Raw genomic sequence first — 20,126 nt, 5'->3', positions numbered from 1 at the left:
GAGTGCGTTTGTTATGAATGAACAAGCAACAGATAGAACAGTATTGAAAATTGGCGGCAGTGATGCGCGTAAGTTTTTGCAGGATTTAGTGACGAATAATCTATCGGGCGATGGGTTGGTTTATTCAGCACTTTTGACACCTCAAGGTAAGTATTTGTTCGACTTTTTCATATTGGAACAAGACGACCATTGGTTGTTAGATGTGAAATCTGATCGGTCGGCTGCTTTAGCACAACGTCTGGCGATGTACCGTTTACGTGCGGATGTAACGATTGAAGACAGCGGATTGCATGTGCGGCGCGGTTTGGGTGACCTTCCAGAAGATGGTTACCTTGACCCACGGCATGATGACCTTGGCTGGCGATTATATTCGAATGAAATTGGCCAAGATACTGATGTTGATTGGGATGCAATACGTGTAAAGCACTGTATTCCTGAAACGGGTATCGAGTTGGTCGTAGATGATACATATATTCTGGAAGTGGGGTTTGAGCGTTTGAACGGCGTTGATTTTCGCAAAGGGTGTTATGTTGGGCAAGAAATATCTGCACGTATGAAGCATAAGACCGAATTGCGTAAAGGTTTGGCACGCGTTGCTATAATAGGTTCTGCACCTATCGGGGCTCCGATCACCGCGAATGGAAAACCAGTTGGCACGCTCTATACGCAATCAAAAGGCAAAGCGATTGCCTATCTACGTTTTGATCGTGCCAAGGGTGAGATGGAGGCCGAAGGTGCTGCCATTACATTATTGTAGCACCTAGAAGTCGAACAGCTCGCTTAAAATGGAGCTTTTCTTTTTAGGTTTACGGGAATAGTCACCTCGACCTTCTTTATAAGTAGGGATCGGTTGTGCTGAACGTTCGATGATCTTATCAAGTTCACCACGATCGAGCCAGACACCACGGCATTGTGGGCAGTAATCGATTTCAACATCTCCACGTGTTGTTATAACCAATGTTTCATTATCTACAGGACACTTCATAATCACTCCAGTTTAGCTTCTATACTAAAATCATATGGAGCGATTTGATTACAGAATACCTATATTCTAAAACCGCCTATTATTAGCTGTTGCCAGCCCAAAGCAAAGGGTTGTGTAGGCAAAGAATTGTGCAAAGCTTTAATATCTTAAAGCAAACGGTTGAATGTACATTTCGAGGTATTATGTCAGTTTATGCGTTGCGGACAATTTTTACGAATTGGTTGAATACAAGCTCATTTGAGGCAATCACACTGCCATCAGACATGCTATCGCCACCTTCATATACAGACGCAGTCAAACCACCAGATTCTTTAACCATCAATAAACCTGCTGCGATGTCCCATGGCTGCAAACGGCGTTCCCAAAAACCGTCGTAACGACCAGCGGCAGTATATGCCAAATCTAATGAGGCAGCGCCCCAACGACGGACACCAGCAGAGGCGGGCAAAATACGTGCCAAATCTTGCAAAGTATCAGGCAAATCACCACGACCACCAAACGGTAGGCCAGTTGCGAAAATCATTTCGATCATATGGCGGCGACCAGACACACGAATGCGTTTGTCGTTCAACCAAGCGCCACCACCTTTTTCAGCGATAAACATTTCTTCGCCTGCCGGGTTAAAGATCACAGCAGCTACGATTTCGCCTTTGTGTTCTAAAGCAATAGATATTGCCCAATGTGGTAGGCCGTGTAGAAAGTTTGTTGTGCCATCCAATGGGTCAACAATCCAACGACGTGTAGGATCCTCACCTTTAACTTCGCCAGTCTCTTCGCCCAAGAAACCATAGTTAGGGCGCGCTTCCATCAACTCTTCTTGCAGAATTTCTTCAGCTTTCATGTCTGCACGACTTACGAAATCACCTGGGCCTTTTGAAGACACCTGTAGATTTTCAACTTCTTTAAAGTCACGCATCAAAGAGCGGCCAGCTTTGCGGGCAGCTTTGATCATCACATTGATATTGGCAGACCATTGCGACATGGGTTCGTCCTTTTGTTCGGTAGGCCGCTCTATAGGCCTTGTTTATAGAAAACAAAAGGGGTTTTAGTCCATTGTTTGATCTTTCGTGAACTGAACAAAATCTTTGATATAACCCAATTCTTTATCAGGACTGCGGACTGCAGCATATAAACGGCGTGATAGACCATTCTTTGTAATCTTTTTTGCAACAAAATCATGGCCATATTGTTCATTCGCAACCACCCAATCTGGCAAAACGGAAACGCCACGGTTCGATGCGACCAATAACATGATAACAGCAGTCAATTCGATCTGGCGTTGTGCTTTTGGTTCAACACGGGCAGGGGTTAACAAATCAGTAAAAACATCAAGACGTGTTTTATCGACTGGGTATGTGATTAGGGTTTGATCACGCAGATCTTCGGCCTCGATAAATTCTTTATCCGCTAGTGGATGATCTGTTGCACATATGAATGTGGGCTCATAATCAAACAGCGGTATAAATTCGACACCTTCCAAATTCTCTGGATCGCCAGAAATTACAACATCCACCTCTTCGCGCTGCAAAGCAGGCAGGGCATCGAATGCCAAACCTGGACGGATGTCTACATCAACACTGCTCCAGCTTTTGCGGAAGCTTTCCAAAACGGGGAATAACCATTCAAAACAAGCATGACATTCAATCGCAATGTGCAAACGGCCAGCTTTACCTGCGATGGTTTCTGAAAAGTCCACTTCAATGGCTTCAACACGTGGCAAAACTTCTTCTGCCAATTTCAAAAGCTTGTGTCCTGCTTTAGATAACTTCAAAGGTTTGGAGCGGCGCAGAAACAATTCCATGCCAACTTGATCCTCCAATGCCTTAACTTGATGGGATAAAGCTGACTGTGTGATGTTTAGAACATCGGCTGCACGCGCCAACCCTCCTTGGTCATGAATAGCTTTGATTGTTCGCAGATGACGAAATTCTAGATACATGTAAGCACCTTTGTGAGTGGTTTTCATATTGTATATGAGAAATATGAATTTGATTCAATCATCTTTCTGTGAGAAATCAGGCTCAACAAAAGGAAACTAAACCAATGTCAGTTATTCGCGAAAGCTTCGGTCTCTCATTCGAATTCTTCCCACCTCAATCACTTGAGGCAAGCTTTAAACTATGGTCAGCCGTAGATGCTTTGGCTGGCCTTTCCCCAGATTTTGTTTCCGTCACTTACGGTGCAGGCGGTTCAACACGTGAGCTTACGCGTTCAGCAGTTTCTGTGATCCGCGAAAACTACGGTTTGGAAGTTGCAGGCCATCTGACATGTGTAAATGCATCACGCCAAGAGGTTATGGATGTTGCAAAAGGTTATGCTGAAAGCGGTGCAAAAGAAATCGTTGCCCTGCGCGGTGATGCACCAAAAGGCGTTGATAGTTTCTCAGCACATCCAGAAGGTTTCGTAAGCAGTATCGAGTTGATTGAAGCGTTGAAAGAAACGGGCGATTTTAAAATCCGCGTAGGTGCTTATCCACATAAACATCCAGAAGCTGCTGATGATCAAGCGGATATTGAATTTTTGAAACGCAAGTTTGATGCAGGCGCTGATGTTGCGATGACGCAGTTCTTCTTTGAAGCAGAAGATTTTCTGCGGTTCCGCGATCGTTGTGAAAAAGCAGGTATCACTGGTAAAATCACGCCAGGTATCTTGCCGATTGAAAACTGGGAAAAGACTAAGAAGTTTTCTGCACGTTGTGGAACTTTAACTCCGCAATGGATGGATAAAGCATTCCAAAATACACAGACACCAGAAGAAACACGTATGTTGTCGACTGCGCTTTGTACTGAGATCTGTGATGATCTGTTGTGTGAAGGTGTTGAGGATCTACACTTCTATACATTGAACGATCCGTCTCTGACACAAGATGTGTGTCGCGCTTTGGGTCGTAAAATTGCTTCTCCCGCTTTGCACAAAGTTGCATAGCAAATAGAAACCCTCTGCTGGCGTCTCCTTACAGAGGGTTTCTTTTTGTCTAAGCGGATTTCATTTCTGACCAGAGGTTTTGTGTGATTGTGGTTGCAGATATATTCTGCGCCAATCGCGCGCTTTGGCCAGCCCAAGCTTGAATACAATCGATATTGTTTTCCTTTGCACCTGTATCGCGCATCACTTGGCTTAAGCCGCGTTGAACAGGGTAGGGTGCAGCTGTTGGTGCATCGTCTGCTTCCATAGCCAATGCGTATTTTGTTGCAATACTGCGCCCATACCGTCCAGAAAAAGCACGTGTAAGGATGGTATCTTCTGGCGCGGTTTGTCCAATAGCACTTGCCCAAGCTGTTGAGATGCCTGCTTCTGGTGCGCGTAAGAACCCGGTTCCAATTTGAACGCCTGATGCGCCAAGCATTAAAGTAGCCAATGCGGTTCTGGCGTCACTAATACCACCTGTTGCAATGACTGGGATATTAACTGCATCTACGATGCCAGTAGTGAGAGACAATGTACCAACGGCTTGGCGTGCGGCAAGTTCTGGTGAAAAATTACCAGAATGCCCACCAGCTTCCATACCTTTGGCCACGATGACATCCGCACCAGCAGCTTCTGCGGCTAATGCTTCTGCTACAGTCGATGCATTGGCAAACCATTTGATGCCTTTGGCTTTCATCTGGGATACATAATCGGTATCAAACACGCCCATGATCGAAGAAATGACATGAGGATTGGCTTCTAATAGCGCTTGGCATTGCTCATCAAAATTGGGTGGCGTGCCATTGGCCGCATCTTTGCTTACCTCTGGGCCCCATTTATTTAGGAACGCACGTAATTCATTTTCATGTGCTTCATCGCGTTTTGGGGCTGCATCAGGAATCCAAAGGTTTAATTGGAAAGGGCCATCTGTCTGATTGCGAAAATCATCAGCCCATTTTAAAATAGCGTCTGGTTTCATCAAAAGCGCACCGCATGCCCCCATGCCGCCACCGTTTGCAACAGCTGCTGAAAGGTTGACAGGACAAGCGCCAGCCATTGGGCCAAGGAAAATCGGGGCCTTCATACCGTATTCTGTTGCGAATTTTTCTGCGTTATCAATGACTTTATCTAACATGTTCATAGCAAGTCTCCTTTGTTAAATATGTTATAGGTCATCTATAATTTTTTAAAAGTGATTGTTTTAAGTATTTAATATCAGTATTAATGATATATGGATATTCAACTTTTAAAGACAATCGTATGTGTCGCGGGCGTTGGTAGCTTTTCAAAAGCCGCTGATGCTATGAATTGTGTACAGTCAAATATCACAGGGCGTATCAAACGTTTAGAGGCGCATTATGGTCAGACGATCTTTGAACGCGGCCGTGGTGGTGCACGTCTTACTTCCTTTGGCTTAACCCTATGCGAACGTGCAAAATACCTTATTGCAGAGTTTGATCAAGCCGAACGAGAACTTATGGATACGGCCAATCACGCAGCCCCCTTGCGATTGGGGTCTATGGAAACAACTGCAGCTGCACGGCTGCCGCACGTCCTAAAAGAATTGCGCCATAAATGCCCAAAATCAAAGGTGTCATTGCGCACAGGGCCAACCGCAGCATTGTTGACATTGTTGTGGGAACAACAAATTGATGCTTGTTTTGTGGCGGCACCCGTGGATGAAAGTCGGTTTAAAAGTACTTTTGCATTTACCGAAAAACTGATGCAGGTCGTAGCGCAGGGGCAAGAGGCAGTGGGACCACTTTTGGTATTTTCAAAGGGGTGTAGTTACAGGTCTTTGTCTGAAACATGGTTGCGATCACAGGGGCGCCTAGATACAGAAGTGATCGAAATGGGATCATTTGAAGGTATTCTGGGCTGTGTCGAAGCTGGCATGGGTTTTGCGGTCTTACCGCAGGCTGCGCTTAAGCCTCATGTGAAAAGCCGTGAATTAGTGTGTACGCCATTGCCCGAGCCGTATTGTACAGTCGAAACCAGATTGGCGACGCGGTTTGGGACAGAGGATATTCATTCTTTGCAGCAATTGCGCGGTATTCTATCCGAAAACAAAGCCGCTTAAAGTAAAGCCCCGCGAAACCGCGAGGCTTTTCATTCTTACTTTGCGTTGTGAACAACGATTTGTTGGAATGGGATTTCGATGCCGTCTTTTTGGAACTGCTCATAGATGGCTTGAGGAAGAGAATATTTCACATCGAAGTAATGCTCACCTTCGCAAAATGGACGTACCAACAGATCAACGGAACTCGCTGCCAAAGTCTCCACCTCTACAAAAGGGGCAGGATCAGCCAAAACGTTTTTGTTGGCCTTTAGAACCTTAGCAATACTTGCCTTGGCTTTTTTAATGTCCGTCCCATAAGCAACAGAAGCCACCATATCGACACCGCGGATGTTGTGGTGCGAATGATTGGTGATCTTAGCCCCCCAAATACTGGCATTTGGGACAATGATATGTTGATTGTCGAATGTGATCATATCTGTTGTGAACAGCGTGATGGCATCAACCTTACCAAATGTATCGGCTGCTTGAACAAAGTCACCGACTTTATAGGGGCGGAACATCAATAGCATTACGCCAGCAGCTAGATTGGATAGGGTACCTTGTAGAGCCAAACCAACGGCCAGACCTGCGGCACCGATCAGTGCGATGAGAGATGTTGTTTCGATGCCAAAGCGGTTCAAGACTGCAATGCCTGCAAAAGCCAAAACAGCGTAACGTGCTATAGAGCCTAAGAAATGGAAAAGCGTTTCATCTAGCTTTTCATAATTTTCGCCCATACCAACGATGAGCTTTTTGATGAAGTTAGAAGCCCAGATTGCGATGAGAATGATCGCCACGGCATACAGGATGTTTACAGTATTTGCTGCAAACCAACCGCCGACACTATTTATGGAATTAAACATGTTTCCCCCTAAATGGTTATTAGTAGGGGGAAGGTAGGTACCGATAGGGCGCTTTTCAACGCCCCAGTAGGAATTTATTTACGCGCGTTCTGCGTATTCCATTGTTTCCGTGTTCACCACGATATCTTCATCCTGGCTAACAAAAGGGGGAATCATCACACGAACACCGTTGTCTAAAACTGCAGGTTTAAAGCTATTGGCCGCTGTTTGACCTTTTACAGCGGGTTCAGTCTCGGCAACTTTGCAAACGACCTTTTGGGGAACTTCAGCACTTAAAGCTTCAGATTCGTGGTATTCAATTTTGATGGTCATGCCATCTTGAAGGAACGGGCGACGGTCACCTAAAATGTCTGCTGGTAATTCAATTTGCTCGTATGTTTCCAAATCCATGAAAACCAACATACCATCTGATTCATATAAGAATTGCTGGTCTTTTTGGTCTAAACGTACCTTTTCAACCTTGTCCGCAGAACGAAAACGTTCGTTCAATTTTGAATTGTTACGCAGATTCTTCATCTCTACTTGGGCAAAAGCACCGCCTTTACCTGGTTTCACATGGTCCACTTTTACTGCGATCCAAAGACCGTCATTGTGTTCAAGAATATTACCAGGGCGGATTTCGTTCCCATTGATCTTAGGCATGTTTTCGCTGCTTTCGTTTGAAAAGGTTGAAAAATTATTTAATGGGTCTATATAATGACCTCCTGCTATAAGCAAGCCGATGTGGGATCGGTTCGGGGACTGCCAAAATAGTCATGCGTAAAATGCATACAAGCTATTCCATATGAGCATGACACGAATCATCACAAAAATGACATAAAGGCCCGAACCTAGAAATAAGAGAAAAGATCAAGACGAAAATGTTTGATACAATCGATAATTCTGCTTTCACCAATGACCAAGGTAAACGCTCTGCCAAGTTGTTTGCCGCTGTCGTCCTAGCTGCCCTAGATGACGCAATCGCAGATGACAAGAAATATGGCAATGGTGTTGAATCAATTGCACGCTGGGCGCGCTCCCGTGATGGACGCGAAGTTCTGATGTGTGCTGGTATTGAGCCAACTGAACGTTGTGTAAAAGGTATGATGGAATTTGTTTCCCGTGGTGTGCGTACATCTGTTGCGCTGTCCCGTGAAGAAAGCGAACGCCAAGCAGCGGCTAAAGAAGCTGCATAAATTAATTAAATAGACGAAAAAAAGGCGCCTCTTTGAAGGCGCCTTTTTTTTAACAAATACCTTTCATCATCCTGACTAAGATTTTGGCTATATTTCTCCTTATGAGTTTAAATGACAACGTAGGGAGAAAAACGTTTTGGCATCTATGGCTTCTGAAGGGACTGCAACCTTTCAAAAACTCTTTTCAGCAGTGGTATTGGCTGCATTAGATGACGCAATCATCGACGATAAAAAATACGGTAACGGGACAGAAACTATTAAACGCTGGGCGCAATCGCGTGATGGACGTGAAGTTTTGACATGTGCTGGGATTGAACCAAGTGAGCGCTGTGTAAAAGGAATGATGGCATTTGTGGCGCGCGGTGTTCGCACATCGATGGCTTTATCACGCGATGATACAAATCGCTAAATTGTACCAATAGTATCATTTTTGGATGACAAGGCTGCCGTTTGGGTGAATATGTCTTTATGATAAAAGACATTACACCCAAAGCGATATTCACAGGATTCCTTACAACCTTTGTAGGGTTTGCTGCGTCCTTTGCTGTCGTAATGCAGGGGCTTTATGCTGTGGGTGCTACGGACGTGCAGGTGATTTCCGGCCTGATGATGCTCTGCTTTTTTAAAGCAATCTGCGAAATCTATCTGTCATTAAAAACGAAAATGCCGATTACCATAGCATGGTCGACACCAGGTGCTGCCTTGTTGGCCTCAACAGGTGTGCTGGCGGGTGGGTTTTCTGCGGCAGTTGGTGCCTTTGTTGTTGCAGGCGCACTTGTGGTTTTGGCTGGCTTGTGGAAGCCATTGGAACGCTTGGTGTCTAACATACCATTGTCCCTTGCAAATGCGATGTTGGCAGGGGTTCTGTTACCCCTTTGTTTAGCGCCTTTCATGGCGATCAATGATTTCCCACTTTATGGTTTATTGATTTTACTTACATGGATCGGGATAGGGCAAATCAATAAACTCTGGGCTGTGCCTGCGGCATTGGCTGTCTTTGCGGTTATTCTTTTCGCAGGCATTGGTGTCAGTTCTGAACAAATGCAAACTGTCGCTGCAGCAGCATTCGTATTTCCAGAATTTGTAACACCCCAGTTCACATGGCAGGCTATGATCGGTGTGGGTGTTCCATTGTTTATCGTAACGATGGCATCGCAAAATATAACGGGTTACGGCGTTTTGCGTGCCTATGATTATGCTCCCAAAGCAGGGGAGCTGTTCTGGGTCACAGGGCTATTCACAGTGTTTTCCGCACCCTTTGGCGGACACGGTATTAACCTTGCTGCTATCACGGCTGCTATGTGCGCCAGTGATGAAGCGGGACCTGATCCCAAGAAAAGATATTGGTCATCTATTATGTCAGGCATTTTTTATCTCATGCTTGTGCCCATAGTTGGGGCTGCGATTGCTTTTGTTGCATTAGCACCCGTTGCATTGATCAAAGCAGTAGCGGGTTTGGCATTAATAGGTGCATTTGTTGGCGCTTTAAAAGGAACCGTGGAAACGGCCGATGAAAGAGAAGCAGCAGGTTTAACCTTTCTTATCACAGCATCGGGGATCAGCCTACTTGGCATATCCGCCCCATTTTGGGGATTGCTAGCAGGTATTGCTATGCTTGCAGGATTGAAATGGCGTAAATCTTAGTTTTTACGCGGTTTCACACGGCGCGTGGGTTCTGCAACAGTCGGGTCCTCTGGCCATGGGTGTTTGGGATAACGCCCGCGCATATCTTTGCGCACATCTCCATAAGATGTTTTCCAAAAATTGGGCAAATCAGCCGTCATTTGTACGGGGCGTTGTGCTGGGGACAGAAGATTGATCAACAATGGTAAGCGATCTGGGCCAACACAAGGATGCTGGGTCAACCCAAACAGTTCTTGTAAGCGAACAGACACACTGGGCTGTTCTCCACTGTAATCAATCGCAAGTGTTGTGCCTGTTGGGGCTTTGATTGCGGCAGGGGCCAGCTGATCAACACGCTGTTGTTCTTCCCAAGACAAGCATCCTTTAATGATCATTGTCATATCAAGGTGTTTCAGATCATCGGGCTTTTTCATGCCTGATAGATGCGGCTGTAACCATGTTTCCAATGTATCCAACAAGGTTTCATCAGACAGATTAGGTACATCAGCACCTTTATCGGCCAACCATTGCACACGGGCGCGATATAGTGTGGCGGCTTTTGACATGGGAAGTATGCTTAACCCCAAATCACGCACGCCTTCGACCATACCTGCGGCCAACTCATCGGCTGGGCAATCTTTCCAATTGTGATCTTCCAGAACCAAAGCTTGAAAACACTTTTGTATGCGGGCATCTACGCGGCGATCACGTTTGTTCCAGATACAGAGTTTACGATCTTCGATCTGACCCCCGTAAAGCTTCGTGAAATCTTCCTCTGGTAGGGCGACAGCCAAACGAATACGTGCCTCTTTCGCATCGCCATCCAAATCTGTTGCCACGATCATGCGTTGGTTTGCTAAACTGTCACCAAGTTCAAAAACAGCACCTTTGCCCCCAGATAACAGGTATCTCGGTGCATCCCCCTTGCGTCGCAATCCAATGCGGTCTGGATAGGCAAGGGCACACATTGCACCCAAAGAAAGCGACTTACCACCTTGAGGTTTCAGTCGTTTCGCCTCTTTTTTGATGGCATCAATCGTAATACGGTTGGCTTTATACGGGCGTTCAGCATGGAATTTTCCCATATCGCGCAAAGCTTCCCACCGTAATGTTAAGTCACTTGGAAATTGACGATTTTCACGCACCAATGGATCGCGCGCCTCTAACAATGCAGCTAATAAATCTGCACCTGACCCTGCTTGCATTAACACATGAGCCAATCTTGCATGGGTTGGTTGGGTTGCAAGCTTACGACCATAGTCTGTAATACGCCCATCGTCATCTAATGCGCCCAGCATGTGCAGTAGGTTTTGCGCTGTTGCGAAATCATTTTCGCGTGGCGGGCTTAGAAATGCCATTTCTGTTGGGTCATTTGTGCCCCAAAGCGCCAATTCCAAAACCAAACCTGTCAGATCGGTGGACCGTATTTCAGGCTCTGGAAAAGCCGCCATGCCGCCGTTTTCACCTTTGGTCCAAAGTTTATAACAGACACCTTCTGCTACACGCCCCGCACGCCCCTCGCGTTGGGTGGCTTCGGCCTTGGTCACGCGCTGGGTAACAAGGCGAGACATACCAGAGTTGCCATCAAACTGGGCACGACGTGCGCGACCCGCATCTACGACGACGCGAATATCAGGAATGGTTAGGGATGTTTCGGCAATAGAGGTTGCCAAGACCACTTTGCGCCCTGATTTCGGCGGCTCTATTGCTGCACGCTGGTCTTTGAATGGCATAGCACCATAAAGCGGTTTCACAGCAACGTCTGATCCCAATGAATTCCCTAATAATTGTTGAACGCGGTTAATCTCACCCGCACCAGGTAGGAATACCAAAACGCCACCTTCGGTTTCCGAAATGGCTGTTTTGATTAAAGAGGCAGTTGCATCTTCTAATCTTGGACCTTTGCGTCCTTGCTGTGCCCATGGACGGGATAAAAACCGTTGTTCCACTGGATATGACTTACCCATAGATGTGACAATCGGTGCATCACCCATCAGTTTTGCGACTGGCGCGGCATCCAATGTGGCGGACATGGCAATGATGCACAGATCTTCGCGTAATGCGCTGCGAATTTCTAATGATAAAGCCAAACCAAGATCGGCTTGCAAACTGCGTTCATGAAATTCATCGAAAATCACACAGGATATGTCAGGTAGTTCAGGATTGCTTTGGATCATACGGGTTAAAATACCCTCAGTCACAACTTCGATCTTAGTATTGGCAGAGGATTTATTGTCCCCTCGCATACGGTACCCAACCGTTTTGCCAACAGGTTCACCCAAGATATCTGCCATACGTTCCGCCGCGGCACGCGCTGCTAAACGTCTGGGTTCTAACATTAATATTTTGCGATCAAATAGGGATTGTTCCAGCAGGAATAAAGGAATGCGTGTGGTTTTACCTGCACCTGGTGGAGCTTGAAGGACGGCTTGGTTATCCGATTGCAGTGCAGCCAGTAGATCGGGCAGGGCTGCCTCAATCGGCAGCACTGCACTCATAGCACCTTACTTTCGTGTGGCGCGTATTTTGCCGATAGAGGCATCAGCCGTGAATTCTTGAAAGCGGTATGTTCCATCATCATTCTGCTCATAGCGTACTGAGAATGGAAAGTTGACCTTCTTTTTCATCTTGTCAGGCGAAAATCCTGCAAGACGCTTGTAATTACCATTACATGTTGCCGTTGTGCCTGAAATTTTTGGCTTACCCAAAGACAATTCAGACAAACGGCGCCCATCAAACATTTTGCGTCTTGAATTACACAAAGTCTCGGGCGTGGCAGTTTTGAATGTCAGATAGGCTGAAGACAACAAATCAATCGTGCCAGTTTGTTTAGAGGGTGTCAGGTCATAATCACGCCTTGCGCGTTCTGGGTTATAGGTATCGACAATAGGCCTGCTACCTTTCCAGCGCATTTTAACGACTGAATTACGCGACCCAGTGCGTGCGTTTCCAGAATACTTACGAACTTGTAGTGCATCTTTTTTGACCACACCCGTTGCAGAACCAGTATATCCAATGTCTTTGATTTTCTTAAGCAACTTAGTCGGCGTCACTGCACCGCGTACTGCATAGGCGTCAGGGGTTTCAGCTGCATTAACGGTGATCGTTCCGGCTTTAATGCCGAAGGCATAAAGATTGAGGTTTATGTTTTCCGCATATGCGCCAGTTGTAAAGCTGAGGGCGCCTATGAGAGAAAGTGACTGCACGATAGATTTCATCGGATACTCCGAAATTATTTGTTTGTGTCAATTTATGAAGCAATTCCCATAAATATAAGAGGGCCATCATCACAGTATTTAACAAAGTTGAAATGAATCGTATGAAAAACCAGTTTTCTACATAGAATGCGCAGATATTCGCATAAAATGCCCTCATTATTACAGTAAAGCGATCTTTATCGACCTTACTCTGGTGTATTGTCAGCTCTTGAAACTTACAGCTTAACCTGTCAAACGCCGTAACAACGCAGTATATGTGGATAAATTCACACTTACAGCCAGAGAATCCCTTGACGCCCAACAATATCGGGCATAAAGGTGCGGCTCGAAATTCAAGTGCCAAGGGGCAAAGGGCCCGTTGGACAAATGCAAGGAAGCTAGACATGTCACGTGTTTGCGAATTGACTGGTAAAGGTCCAATGACTGGCAACAATGTCAGCCACGCTAAAAACAGAACTAAACGCCGCTTTTTGCCGAACCTGAATGATGTGACTTTGGCAAGCGATGTGCTTGGTCGTTCATTCAAGTTCCGCATTTCAGCAGCTGCATTACGCACAATCGATCACCGTGGTGGTTTTGATGCGTTCTTGGCAAAAGCGAAAGACAGCGAATTGTCTGCAAACGCTTTGAAAGTTAAGAAAGACATTGCAAAAGCGCAAGCTGAATAAGCTTTTCGTTTTTTGGAAATTTGGCGGCCTCAAAGGAAACTTTGAGGCCGCTTCTTTTTGTCATGTTGGACTCTGGGCTGATAAGAATAGGTTCCGCACAGATATTTAAATTTAAAGAGGATTGAAAAATGGCTGAAAAACAAAAGTCAGGTACATTTGCAATTGTTCTAGCGGGTCTTGTTGTTATCACGGCGTTTGTGTTTCTTGGGGTTGTATTGAAACACAAAATGGATGGTGAATCTATGTTTGCACATCAAGTAACGCCAAGCGAAGGCGTTGTTGTTGAAGGTGCGTATGCCCGTGCAAATGGCGCTTCTGCAAAAGCAGGTGCTGCATTCATGGTAATCAAGAATTACAACGCGCAAGATGATCGTTTGATTGCAGCATCTACGGACGTTGCAAATATGGTTGAATTGCACACGCATATCGAAGGCGAAAATGGCATTATGATGATGCGTCCAGATGAGGATGGTTTTGATCTTCCTGCGAATGGTGAAGCACACTTAAAGCGTGGTGGTGATCATGTCATGATGATGGGTTTGAAGCATGCTTTGAACCATGGGGATACGGTCGAAATTACTTTAGTCTTTGAAAAGGCAGGAGAAATCACCATTCAAATCCCTGTGGACTTGGAACGTAAGCCTGCCTCTGGTGAAGCACACCACTGATAGTTAAACGGTCGGGTTCAAAGCGTGCTCGACCGTTATTCTGGTCAAAACCCAGATTAAGGACATCACGATGCCTTCTAAAATTATGTTTGTATGCCTTGGCAATATTTGCCGTTCCCCCACCGCCGAAGGCGTGTTTCGGGGGCTGGCGGCACAGGCTGGTTTGGATGTGATTGTTGACAGCTCTGGTACAGGGGGCTGGCATGTGGGCGAACAGCCAGATCGGCGTGCGATGGCAGAGGCCGCATCCCGTGGGTATGACCTGTCTGAACAAAGATCACGGCAAGTTTGTCAGGAAGATTTCAATCAATTTGATCTGATCTTAGCGATGGACAAAAGCAATCTGAACAACCTGAAATCCATTGCACCTTGTGGCAGCCAAGCGGAGTTGAAATTATTCCTAGAATACGCCCCAAATCAACCACTTACAGAGGTTCCTGATCCGTATTACGAGGATAACTTTGAGGGTGTTTTTGATCTGATCGAAGAGGCCAGCAGGGGGCTGATTAAAGCGCTGTCTTAGGACGGTGCGCACTGCAAAGCAGCAATCTGACCCCATTCTTTATAACGTAACCAAAAGCGTTCTTTAGCAGCATTATCCGACTGACGTGTGTCTTGCGCCAATTGCGGTTCTTTAAAGAATTTCGCAGCTTGTTTTTGGTCCTTGCTGGACAAACGCACATCGGCGACATCTTGGATGCAGGAACATAAAGACCGAGACGCATTTTGACGATCAGAGGCGTTACAGGCACGTTCGATCGGGCCCGCAAAAAGCGGTGTTGCCAGAAGTGAAATTGCGCAAGTCGTCAGTAAAATTTTCATGGCCGCTCTCATGTCATATATCTCGTGGGATGCCCCATCATTTTATTAAGATATGCCCGAAACTGCGAGGTTGGGCAAGGGGATGAAACCGCACAAAACCGTGTATGATCCGCGTGCACAGGACGTGCACCGTGCGTATGACAAAATGTGTGATTGAGGCAGGGGGTAAATTATCATAGTTGGTTAAAAGATTTTGCTGTAGTCAAATTTTTGCCTAATTTTATGTACATGTAAAAGTCAAAATTTTATTTTTAAAGCTTAGAGATTTACATTATGACCAAAAAAGATTTTCAAGATCGTTTGCAACGGATCAATAAACATTCACAACAACCTGAACCCATAAATGAATGTATAGATTACAAACCGCGCTCAAGAGGAAGTAAAGTAAGAGCATTCAAGGTAAACTACAAACTGGCTGCGTTGGGTGGAGGAAGTATTGGACTTGGTAATTACTTCATTAAAAATGCAAATGAAAATTATCAAGTAATTAAAAGTAGTGGCGGTATAGGGGCAGCGGCGGGACTTGGTCTTGTGGGGGCAATTGCAGTACTATTCGGTATTATAACGATTGTACGGGCAACTGCTAAAGCTAATAATGTTACTGCTTATGAAACTCCGAACAATATGGTACAACCTGTGCGGCAAGCCTCAAACAAAACGCGGGTAATTACCTCATTAATTGGTTTTGTCCTTGGTATGATCGCTTGCCTTTATATGTTCTTGTCATCTGCCGCGCGGTTAATTGAAACAGAGACGGCGAATACATTTGCAAATGGTGGCCTTCTTATCGCAGTTATTCTTGCGTTTTTATCATTGTTGGTGGGGTTCATGGGGCTGTTTCTGCGTGGTTATGCTCTTGGCCGCGTTCCTCTTTATTTTTTATTCGGTTGTATGCTGACTTTTGGCTTTGTTCGAGTTTTGGGTGTAAATATGCTCGAATGGGCACAGTTTACTAATACGCTGCAATAGGTAGGTCTTACACCTCTCCTTGTTGAAGACAGGTCGTATAAGTTCGTCAAACAGGACATGCTTTAAGAGGAGGGCGTTATTTTGGAATCAATGCCAGTGCGTGGATTGTCTATACCCCATTGACCACCGCGCAATTCCATATCATATCCCATATCCATGACTGATCTATCTAAAATCCGCAACTTTTCGATTGTTGCACATATTGACCATGGGAAATCTACGCTTGCGGATCGTTTGATTCAGCAAACGGGCACTGTTGCGGAGCGCGATATGGAAGCGCAGATGCTGGATACTATGGATATCGAAAAAGAGCGTGGGATTACCATCAAAGCGAACTCGGTTCGGATTGAGTATAAAGCGCAGGATGGCGAGACGTATATCCTGAACCTGATCGACACACCGGGGCACGTTGATTTCGCTTATGAGGTGTCGCGGTCTATGCGTGCTGTTGAAGGGTCGTTGTTGGTTGTGGATGCTTCCCAAGGTGTGGAAGCGCAGACATTGGCGAATGTGTACCATGCGATTGAGGCGGATCATGAGATTGTGCCTGTGTTGAACAAAATCGATTTGCCAGCGGCAGATGTGGACCGTGTGGCGGAACAGATCGAAGATGTGATTGGCATTGATGCAACGGATGCGGTGCAGATCAGTGCCAAGACGGGAATTGGTATTCCTGATGTATTAGAAGCGATTGTCACGCGTTTGCCAGCCCCCGAAGGTAATCCAGATGCGCCACTGAAAGCGATGTTGGTGGACAGTTGGTATGACGCTTATCTGGGCGTTGTGGTTTTGGTGCGTGTTGTGGATGGGTACCTGAAAAAGGGCGATAAAATCCGCATGATGAATACGGGTGCGACGTACCCTGTGGACCGTGTGGGCGTGTTCCGTCCGCAGATGGAAAATATTGATGGGTTGGGGCCAGGGGAGCTTGGCTTTTTAACGGCATCGATCAAACAAGTGCGCGATACGGCTGTGGGCGATACGATCACGCATGACAAAAAGGAATGCGCTGAACCGTTAGAGGGTTTTGCGCCCAGCCAGCCTGTGGTGTTCTGTGGCTTGTTCCCAGTTGATAACGCCGAGTTTGAAGATCTGCGTGAGGCGATCAGCAAGCTGTCACTGAATGATGCAAGTTTCAGCCATGAGATGGAAACATCTGCGGCCCTTGGTTTCGGGTTCCGTTGTGGCTTCCTGGGTCTGTTGCATTTGGAAGTGATCCGCGACCGTTTGGAACGCGAATATGGGATCGAGCTGATCACGACGGCACCGTCTGTGATTTACCACATCCATATGCGTGATGGTGAAGTGATCGAACTGCACAACCCTGCGGATATGCCTGATCTGACCCATGTGGATCATATCGAAGAACCGCGGATTAAGGCGACAATATTGGTGCCTGATGAATATCTGGGCGATGTGCTGAAACTGTGCCAAGACCGCCGTGGTATCCAAGAAGACCTGACTTATGCGGGCACACGCGCGATGGTGGTTTATGATCTGCCGCTTAATGAAGTGGTGTTTGATTTCTATGATCGTCTGAAATCGGTGACCAAGGGCTATGCGTCGTTTGATTATTCGATGGAAGGCTACCGTCAGGATTTCTTGGTTAAGATGCAGATTTTGGTGAATGATGAACCTGTGGATGCACTCTCTACAATGGTTCACCGTGACCGTGCTGAGATGCGCGGGCGTGTGATGTGCGAAAAGCTAAAGGATTTGATCCCACGCCATATGTTCAAAATCCCTATTCAGGCAGCCATTGGCGGCCGTATCATCGCACGCGAAACACTGGCTGCGATGCGCAAAGATGTGACGGCGAAATGTTACGGCGGGGACGTATCGCGTAAGAAGAAGCTGTTGGACAAACAGAAGGCGGGTAAGAAAAAGATGCGCCAGTTTGGTAAGGTAGAGATACCGCAGCAGGCGTTTATTTCTGCGTTGAAGATGGATGAGTAAGCCATCTGTGAATTAAATGTTGCTTCGTTCTTTTCTATATGCTTGGTTTTATAGATCAGTTTTGAAGCGTTTTGTTTAATTAAAGGTTTTTTATGCTTAAATTTTTATCACTAATATCATTATCTCTTTTCTCTATATCACCAGCGTATGCTGGAATTTTTACAGGAGACCCAGAAAGAACCGTCATTATTGTAGAAACTGATACGTCTCGGTTTGATCATAATAAGGCTGTCCAAATGACATTCTGCCCAGTTGGTAAAAAGAATACGTTTAAAGGTAGTTGTGGTTACAAAGCATACTCATATCCTGGATGGTCCAAGGAAGTTTACGATGTCGTTGACGTTGGTGTCTATGAATACGATATCCAATGGATGAAGCCACAAGCCAAAGGCTTGTATGCATTTTCTAAAGGCACCATAACCGCGCAAGGAGGCTGGAGTAATAAATTATATGGCCCAAATGAAGTGACACAGATTGCCAACTTGGAAGGTGGCACAGTTGCTGTGATTACGCTCCCACTAACAGATTGGAAGAACGGATATAGTGCTTCGCTAAAGCGGGCCAAGGCGGCTTTTAAAAAGCAATATGGTGCTGAACTTACAAAGAAGATGAAATTTGTTTCATTTAAAGCTGCACCAGTAAAGTGTACTTTTAAAAACGCATTTGTACAATTTCAGATCAATCATAACAAATGTACGTTAAAATAAATGTATAGCTTCTCTATTCAGGCTTGGATCAAATTAGACGTGTCGCGGAAGAAGAATCTGTTGGACAAACAGAAGGCGGGTAAGAAGAAGCTGCGCCAGTTTGGTAAGGTAGAGATACCGCAACAGGCGTTTATTTCTGCGTTAAAGATGGATGAGTGACGCTTGATTAGAGGTTTCTATATCATCTTCAGTCTGAGAAATTTGTTCTTTTAATTTTGACATTGCGGTCTCTACAGCACCGAGTTTTATTGACCAATAACCATCGAATGGTGAACCTAGATCAACTAGTGTCATAAAAATGGAAGTATAAAATGCAGGTAAAAGAAATACATATATATAATCAATTGAAACTTCTCCGGATGCCTTGCCAAAGAATGATGCTACCATTGTTGCAGACATCATAAACATTAGAGTAAGAATGAATGGTGACATCTTTTTCTCAATACATACAGTTCTATGTGATCTCAGCACAGAAATTCTAGATAAGCTTTTCATTATTTCACCAAGTGCAATTTGATCATTGAAATCACCAGGATTAAGTTTTCCTACTGTTGCCATACATTCTTCTAGAACGTCTTCATTTTTTGAATTTGCTACAATTTTATTTCCTTGAAGCATATTCTCTAAATAAGAGAACAGTTTCTTTCTTAAAGTAAGTACATAGGGTTTATGATATTCGATTTCACCACTAACAATAAAATAGTTTGAGTAATCAGAAATTGTTTTCACTTCGTTGGCTTCTTCATACAAAACATGTTTTAGTTCATCGAAGTCAGTTAAGCCTTTCCACAACATGAAGGCTGCGCAGATTGCATATAAAACAGATACGGCATCTTTGAATATAGGGTTAACAGCGAAAAAGTCTTGAGTTACAGAACCCGTGTCATTTTTTATTCCATAAGTACTCGGCGATAATGTTCCTGTATCTGGTATCATTAAATGCGGGAAATAATGGAAAAAACATACACATAACAAACCTATGGAAATTGGAAATAATATCCTTACATTGATTGTATAAGAGTAATTTTTAAGTCTAGGAAACGATGACAATAATAAAGGCAAAGCTACTATTAAAACATAATACCAAGTAAAAAAATTACCTTTAAAGGCGAAATATGCTGTCGCTATTACAACTAATAAGTGGATGCAATATATTAGTGCGTTTCTATCAAATATGTTCATAATATAACTCAATAAGGATTAATGGAGCTTAAACAGCCACATTTATATTACTTTTGCAACTTAAATATTATTTCTAATATTTAAAAGCTTTCATATTTTTAGAAGCACTATCGATTTTCATTGCTTTATTAAAAAGGAAAGGCAAATTAAAAAACCAGCGACTGACCCGAGGGTGGGCGTGAAGCGCCCTCCCGTGGGGGAGGGTCAGGCGCTATCCGTGCTTTGCACGGATTGGGGTGTGGCAAGCGCGGTGCTTTGAATGATCATTACTTCCCCTGTATCCCAATCCACGCTATAAAACCCAAAACAAATATAAGACGGGCG

Annotated in this window: 22 protein-coding genes and 1 pseudogene; 13 read left to right on the top strand and 10 right to left on the bottom strand. The window is 45.1% G+C overall.

Annotated features, from left to right (window positions below; genetic code table 11):
- Positions 1–13: 13 nt before the first annotated feature.
- Positions 14–757, top strand: coding sequence for a folate-binding protein YgfZ (locus F9L33_RS05370; protein WP_152141683.1), 744 nt, complete (start codon positions 14–16; stop codon positions 755–757).
- A 3-nt stretch (positions 758–760) separates the two neighbouring features.
- Here the strand turns inward: F9L33_RS05370 and F9L33_RS05365 are convergent, their stop codons facing one another.
- The 3 genes from F9L33_RS05365 to F9L33_RS05355 form a co-directional block, all read right to left on the bottom strand.
- Positions 761–985: a zf-TFIIB domain-containing protein gene (locus F9L33_RS05365; protein ID WP_152141682.1), complete on the bottom strand. Its 225-nt coding sequence runs from the start codon at positions 983–985 to the stop codon at positions 761–763.
- Between the two features lie 190 nt (positions 986–1,175).
- Positions 1,176–1,967, bottom strand: coding sequence for an inositol monophosphatase family protein (locus F9L33_RS05360; RefSeq protein WP_152141681.1), 792 nt, complete (start codon positions 1,965–1,967; stop codon positions 1,176–1,178).
- Between the two features lie 63 nt (positions 1,968–2,030).
- Complete coding sequence (locus tag F9L33_RS05355; RefSeq protein WP_152141680.1) at positions 2,031–2,924, bottom strand: LysR family transcriptional regulator; 894 nt, start codon at positions 2,922–2,924, stop codon at positions 2,031–2,033.
- Between the two features lie 104 nt (positions 2,925–3,028).
- Between F9L33_RS05355 and metF the strand changes: the two genes are divergently transcribed.
- Positions 3,029–3,910 (top strand): methylenetetrahydrofolate reductase [NAD(P)H], encoded by an 882-nt coding sequence (gene metF, locus F9L33_RS05350; RefSeq protein ID WP_152141679.1) that lies wholly within the window; start codon positions 3,029–3,031, stop codon positions 3,908–3,910.
- A 49-nt stretch (positions 3,911–3,959) separates the two neighbouring features.
- On the opposite strand, the gene F9L33_RS05345 is transcribed toward metF, so the two are convergent.
- A complete protein-coding gene (locus tag F9L33_RS05345) occupies positions 3,960–5,033 on the bottom strand; it encodes a nitronate monooxygenase family protein (protein WP_152141678.1) in 1,074 nt (357 codons plus the stop codon).
- Between the two features lie 90 nt (positions 5,034–5,123).
- On the opposite strand from F9L33_RS05345, the gene F9L33_RS05340 reads away from it, so the two are divergent.
- Positions 5,124–5,972 (top strand): LysR family transcriptional regulator, encoded by an 849-nt coding sequence (locus F9L33_RS05340; protein ID WP_152141677.1) that lies wholly within the window; start codon positions 5,124–5,126, stop codon positions 5,970–5,972.
- A 35-nt stretch (positions 5,973–6,007) separates the two neighbouring features.
- On the opposite strand, the gene F9L33_RS05335 is transcribed toward F9L33_RS05340, so the two are convergent.
- Positions 6,008–6,814 (bottom strand): mechanosensitive ion channel family protein, encoded by an 807-nt coding sequence (locus tag F9L33_RS05335; protein ID WP_152141676.1) that lies wholly within the window; start codon positions 6,812–6,814, stop codon positions 6,008–6,010.
- A 78-nt stretch (positions 6,815–6,892) separates the two neighbouring features.
- Entirely contained in the window at positions 6,893–7,456 is a 564-nt protein-coding gene (gene efp, locus F9L33_RS05330; protein WP_152141675.1) for an elongation factor P, read from the bottom strand.
- Positions 7,457–7,674: 218 nt separating this feature from the next.
- Between efp and F9L33_RS05325 the strand changes: the two genes are divergently transcribed.
- From F9L33_RS05325 to F9L33_RS05315, 3 genes are all read left to right on the top strand, one after another.
- A complete protein-coding gene (locus F9L33_RS05325) occupies positions 7,675–7,989 on the top strand; it encodes a DUF6280 family protein (RefSeq protein ID WP_152141674.1) in 315 nt (104 codons plus the stop codon).
- Positions 7,990–8,134: 145 nt separating this feature from the next.
- A complete protein-coding gene (locus F9L33_RS05320; protein ID WP_152141913.1) occupies positions 8,135–8,398 on the top strand; it encodes a DUF6280 family protein in 264 nt (87 codons plus the stop codon).
- A 59-nt stretch (positions 8,399–8,457) separates the two neighbouring features.
- Positions 8,458–9,633, top strand: coding sequence for a benzoate/H(+) symporter BenE family transporter (locus F9L33_RS05315; protein ID WP_152141673.1), 1,176 nt, complete (start codon positions 8,458–8,460; stop codon positions 9,631–9,633).
- On the opposite strand, the gene hrpB is transcribed toward F9L33_RS05315, so the two are convergent.
- Together hrpB and F9L33_RS05305 are read right to left on the bottom strand one after the other, a co-directional pair.
- Positions 9,630–12,110 carry an ATP-dependent helicase HrpB gene (hrpB, locus tag F9L33_RS05310; protein WP_152141672.1) on the bottom strand — a complete coding sequence of 827 codons (2,481 nt, stop codon included), beginning with the start codon at positions 12,108–12,110 and terminating at the stop codon, positions 9,630–9,632. The genes F9L33_RS05315 and hrpB overlap by 4 nt on opposite strands.
- A 6-nt stretch (positions 12,111–12,116) precedes the next feature.
- Positions 12,117–12,830 (bottom strand): DUF3108 domain-containing protein, encoded by a 714-nt coding sequence (locus F9L33_RS05305; protein WP_152141671.1) that lies wholly within the window; start codon positions 12,828–12,830, stop codon positions 12,117–12,119.
- Between the two features lie 383 nt (positions 12,831–13,213).
- Between F9L33_RS05305 and rpmB the strand changes: the two genes are divergently transcribed.
- The 3 genes from rpmB (at position 13,214) to F9L33_RS05290 (ending at position 14,689) form a co-directional block, all read left to right on the top strand.
- The gene (gene rpmB / locus F9L33_RS05300) at positions 13,214–13,498 is read left to right on the top strand and encodes a 50S ribosomal protein L28 (protein WP_152141670.1); all 285 of its coding nucleotides are present in this window, start codon (positions 13,214–13,216) and stop codon (positions 13,496–13,498) included.
- A 128-nt stretch (positions 13,499–13,626) separates the two neighbouring features.
- Positions 13,627–14,166 carry a copper chaperone PCu(A)C gene (locus F9L33_RS05295; RefSeq protein WP_226803958.1) on the top strand — a complete coding sequence of 180 codons (540 nt, stop codon included), beginning with the start codon at positions 13,627–13,629 and terminating at the stop codon, positions 14,164–14,166.
- A gap of 70 nt (positions 14,167–14,236) precedes the next feature.
- A complete protein-coding gene (locus F9L33_RS05290) occupies positions 14,237–14,689 on the top strand; it encodes a low molecular weight protein-tyrosine-phosphatase (protein WP_152141669.1) in 453 nt (150 codons plus the stop codon).
- On the opposite strand, the gene F9L33_RS05285 is transcribed toward F9L33_RS05290, so the two are convergent.
- Positions 14,686–14,988 (bottom strand): hypothetical protein, encoded by a 303-nt coding sequence (locus F9L33_RS05285; protein WP_152141668.1) that lies wholly within the window; start codon positions 14,986–14,988, stop codon positions 14,686–14,688. The genes F9L33_RS05290 and F9L33_RS05285 overlap by 4 nt on opposite strands.
- 273 nt (positions 14,989–15,261) lie before the next feature.
- On the opposite strand from F9L33_RS05285, the gene F9L33_RS05280 reads away from it, so the two are divergent.
- The 4 genes and pseudogenes from F9L33_RS05280 to F9L33_RS16055 all read left to right on the top strand — a co-directional run.
- The gene (locus F9L33_RS05280) at positions 15,262–15,957 is read left to right on the top strand and encodes a hypothetical protein (protein WP_152141667.1); all 696 of its coding nucleotides are present in this window, start codon (positions 15,262–15,264) and stop codon (positions 15,955–15,957) included.
- A gap of 156 nt (positions 15,958–16,113) precedes the next feature.
- Entirely contained in the window at positions 16,114–17,913 is a 1,800-nt protein-coding gene (gene lepA, locus F9L33_RS05275) for a translation elongation factor 4 (RefSeq protein ID WP_152141666.1), read from the top strand.
- Positions 17,914–18,005: 92 nt separating this feature from the next.
- Positions 18,006–18,620 (top strand): hypothetical protein, encoded by a 615-nt coding sequence (locus F9L33_RS05270; RefSeq protein WP_152141665.1) that lies wholly within the window; start codon positions 18,006–18,008, stop codon positions 18,618–18,620.
- Positions 18,621–18,656: 36 nt separating this feature from the next.
- A pseudogene (locus tag F9L33_RS16055) lies at positions 18,657–18,779 on the top strand (hypothetical protein); the annotation flags it as partial.
- Here the strand turns inward: F9L33_RS16055 and F9L33_RS05260 are convergent.
- Positions 18,762–19,802, bottom strand: a complete 1,041-nt coding sequence (locus F9L33_RS05260; protein ID WP_152141664.1) for a DUF4239 domain-containing protein — start codon at positions 19,800–19,802, stop codon at positions 18,762–18,764. The pseudogene F9L33_RS16055 and the gene F9L33_RS05260 overlap by 18 nt on opposite strands.
- Positions 19,803–20,126: the final 324 nt, after the last annotated feature.

The organism is Amylibacter sp. SFDW26 (assembly GCF_009184395.1).
GTDB lineage: Bacteria > Pseudomonadota > Alphaproteobacteria > Rhodobacterales > Rhodobacteraceae > Amylibacter.
The sequence above is the reverse complement of the archived record's forward strand: the minus strand, read 5'-3'. Positions and strand labels throughout refer to the sequence as shown.

What these genes read in the sequence shown, in the direction of transcription:
- F9L33_RS05370 (WP_152141683.1), top strand. Translation starts at nt 14, where the DNA reads ATGAATGAACAAGCAACAGATAGAACAGTATTGAAAATTGGCGGCAGT.
- F9L33_RS05365 (WP_152141682.1), bottom strand. Translation starts at nt 985, where the DNA reads ATGAAGTGTCCTGTAGATAATGAAACATTGGTTATAACAACACGTGGA.
- F9L33_RS05360 (WP_152141681.1), bottom strand. Translation starts at nt 1,967, where the DNA reads ATGTCGCAATGGTCTGCCAATATCAATGTGATGATCAAAGCTGCCCGC.
- F9L33_RS05355 (WP_152141680.1), bottom strand. Translation starts at nt 2,924, where the DNA reads ATGTATCTAGAATTTCGTCATCTGCGAACAATCAAAGCTATTCATGAC.
- metF (WP_152141679.1), top strand. Translation starts at nt 3,029, where the DNA reads ATGTCAGTTATTCGCGAAAGCTTCGGTCTCTCATTCGAATTCTTCCCA.
- F9L33_RS05345 (WP_152141678.1), bottom strand. Translation starts at nt 5,033, where the DNA reads ATGAACATGTTAGATAAAGTCATTGATAACGCAGAAAAATTCGCAACA.
- F9L33_RS05340 (WP_152141677.1), top strand. Translation starts at nt 5,124, where the DNA reads ATGGATATTCAACTTTTAAAGACAATCGTATGTGTCGCGGGCGTTGGT.
- F9L33_RS05335 (WP_152141676.1), bottom strand. Translation starts at nt 6,814, where the DNA reads ATGTTTAATTCCATAAATAGTGTCGGCGGTTGGTTTGCAGCAAATACT.
- efp (WP_152141675.1), bottom strand. Translation starts at nt 7,456, where the DNA reads ATGCCTAAGATCAATGGGAACGAAATCCGCCCTGGTAATATTCTTGAA.
- F9L33_RS05325 (WP_152141674.1), top strand. Translation starts at nt 7,675, where the DNA reads ATGTTTGATACAATCGATAATTCTGCTTTCACCAATGACCAAGGTAAA.
- F9L33_RS05320 (WP_152141913.1), top strand. Translation starts at nt 8,135, where the DNA reads ATGGCTTCTGAAGGGACTGCAACCTTTCAAAAACTCTTTTCAGCAGTG.
- F9L33_RS05315 (WP_152141673.1), top strand. Translation starts at nt 8,458, where the DNA reads ATGATAAAAGACATTACACCCAAAGCGATATTCACAGGATTCCTTACA.
- hrpB (WP_152141672.1), bottom strand. Translation starts at nt 12,110, where the DNA reads ATGAGTGCAGTGCTGCCGATTGAGGCAGCCCTGCCCGATCTACTGGCT.
- F9L33_RS05305 (WP_152141671.1), bottom strand. Translation starts at nt 12,830, where the DNA reads ATGAAATCTATCGTGCAGTCACTTTCTCTCATAGGCGCCCTCAGCTTT.
- rpmB (WP_152141670.1), top strand. Translation starts at nt 13,214, where the DNA reads ATGTCACGTGTTTGCGAATTGACTGGTAAAGGTCCAATGACTGGCAAC.
- F9L33_RS05295 (WP_226803958.1), top strand. Translation starts at nt 13,627, where the DNA reads ATGGCTGAAAAACAAAAGTCAGGTACATTTGCAATTGTTCTAGCGGGT.
- F9L33_RS05290 (WP_152141669.1), top strand. Translation starts at nt 14,237, where the DNA reads ATGCCTTCTAAAATTATGTTTGTATGCCTTGGCAATATTTGCCGTTCC.
- F9L33_RS05285 (WP_152141668.1), bottom strand. Translation starts at nt 14,988, where the DNA reads ATGAAAATTTTACTGACGACTTGCGCAATTTCACTTCTGGCAACACCG.
- F9L33_RS05280 (WP_152141667.1), top strand. Translation starts at nt 15,262, where the DNA reads ATGACCAAAAAAGATTTTCAAGATCGTTTGCAACGGATCAATAAACAT.
- lepA (WP_152141666.1), top strand. Translation starts at nt 16,114, where the DNA reads ATGACTGATCTATCTAAAATCCGCAACTTTTCGATTGTTGCACATATT.
- F9L33_RS05270 (WP_152141665.1), top strand. Translation starts at nt 18,006, where the DNA reads ATGCTTAAATTTTTATCACTAATATCATTATCTCTTTTCTCTATATCA.
- F9L33_RS05260 (WP_152141664.1), bottom strand. Translation starts at nt 19,802, where the DNA reads ATGAACATATTTGATAGAAACGCACTAATATATTGCATCCACTTATTA.